The 1,542-nt window shown below is 68.5% G+C and carries 2 protein-coding genes; both read left to right on the forward strand.

The genetic code is table 11. From position 1 onward, the window contains the following. Positions 1-928, forward strand: a 928-nt coding sequence (locus P273_RS0109130) for a hypothetical protein (protein ID WP_172637278.1), incomplete at its 5' end; no start/stop codon positions are given. A gap of 2 nt (positions 929-930) precedes the next feature. After that, positions 931-1,512, forward strand: coding sequence for a class II glutamine amidotransferase (locus P273_RS0109135; protein ID WP_024628124.1), 582 nt, complete (start codon positions 931-933; stop codon positions 1,510-1,512). The last annotated feature ends 30 nt before the right edge of the window (positions 1,513-1,542 follow it).

A 1,542-nucleotide genomic window follows, 5' to 3' on the forward strand; every position in this document is an offset into this window, starting at 1 on the left:
CAACCCAAGCGACGAACCCTGTCCGGAAGCCGCCCACTGCGGATACTGCATGTCGCCCACCCGGCCTCTGGTCGGCCGGTGCCACCGGTGCCACACCCCCCTATGCCGCCTGTGCGCCGTCCATTGCGTCGGATGCGGGGAGACCTTCTGCCTCCAATGCTCCACACGGTGCGAGTCATGCGCAGGCCCCCTGTGCGATGATTGCGCGGACTGCCCCCCATACGCGGAGGGCCAGTGGTGCCCGGCCTGCTACGCCCACGAGACGGACAGCCTCGCCCCCGAGTACGAAGACCCCTATCAGGACATCCCCGGCGACGAGCACCTGACCATCGGCCTTGAAATCGAGGTCGACGGCCCGCACGACCACGAAGCCATCACCCGCAACGACCTGATAGCCGGATGGTGCGCGGACGGGAGCCTTGACCGGGACGGGTGGGAATACCAGACCCAGCCGCTGGACACCGACCCGCAGACCCTCTCAAGGCTCCACCGCCTGATAGCCGGAATCAGGCCCCTGAAAAGCCAGGAGCACGCCGGCGGCCACATCCACATCAGCCGCGCCAGCGGCCAGTACGCCGCCGATTGGGCGTGCGCCCTGGACGGGCTGGACGCGAACCGGGCCGCATGGCTGAACATGCGGCACGCTGACCCCGAGCAGAACCGGTGGTGCCGGTTCACCGACTACTACCACGGCAAAGAAGTGGCCGTCAACGACGACCACGACGACACCATCGAGCTCAGGACGTTCGGCCCGTGGAACGCCGACAGCGCCGAACAACTCCTCCCGGCCATCAAGTGGATAAAGACCATGTGGCGGCTGTTCCAACGCCACCCCAACGGCCTGAGCGAGGAGGACATCAAGGCCGCCAGCCGCACCGCCTGGGCCGACGCGGTGCCCGCATCGGCCCGCGGAAAGGCGGTGGTCTGAGCATGTGTGTCATCTGCACCGCCGGGGCCGGCGCCATGCCGAGCAGTCTCCAGCTCGCCCAAATGAGCGACGCCAACCCCGACGGGGCGGGCGTCGCCTGGTTCGACGGCCGCAAGCTCCACAGGTACCGCAATCCCGACAACGACAAGACCCTGGGCTTCATCATCCGCAACCGGGCCGCCCTGGCCCGCATGCCCGTGCTCATGCACTTCCGGCTGGCCACCAACGGCCCCGTCTCCGAGCACAACACCCACCCGTTCGCATGGAGCCGCGACGGCCGGCACGGGTACATGGCCCACAACGGCATAAGCCGCCGGTACAGCCACGGCCCCCACCAATGCGACAGCCGCAACGCCATCGCCGCGTGGGAGCAGGGGGCCGACCTCAGCCAAGGCACGGAAGGCTGTTTCGCCTCCATCGACCAGACCGGCCGCCTCGACTGGCTCACCCCCGGCACCCCCATCCCCGGCGAGCAGGGCACCATCACCGTCAGCAACACGATATGGATGGCCGCCGGGCTTGATTACGGCTACGGCTACCAGCCCTACCCCTACTGGGGCGAGGGCGAGGACGCCATCAGGTAATCCTGCCCCTGCCGGCCAAGGGCCGGCAGG

Source organism: Bifidobacterium sp. A11 (assembly GCF_000499185.1).
GTDB classification, from domain to species: Bacteria; Actinomycetota; Actinomycetes; order Actinomycetales; family Bifidobacteriaceae; genus Bombiscardovia; species Bombiscardovia mizhiensis.

Excerpts from the sequence above, each read along its gene's own strand:
- P273_RS0109135 (WP_024628124.1), top strand. The coding sequence starts at position 931 with ATGTGTGTCATCTGCACCGCCGGGGCCGGCGCCATGCCGAGCAGTCTC.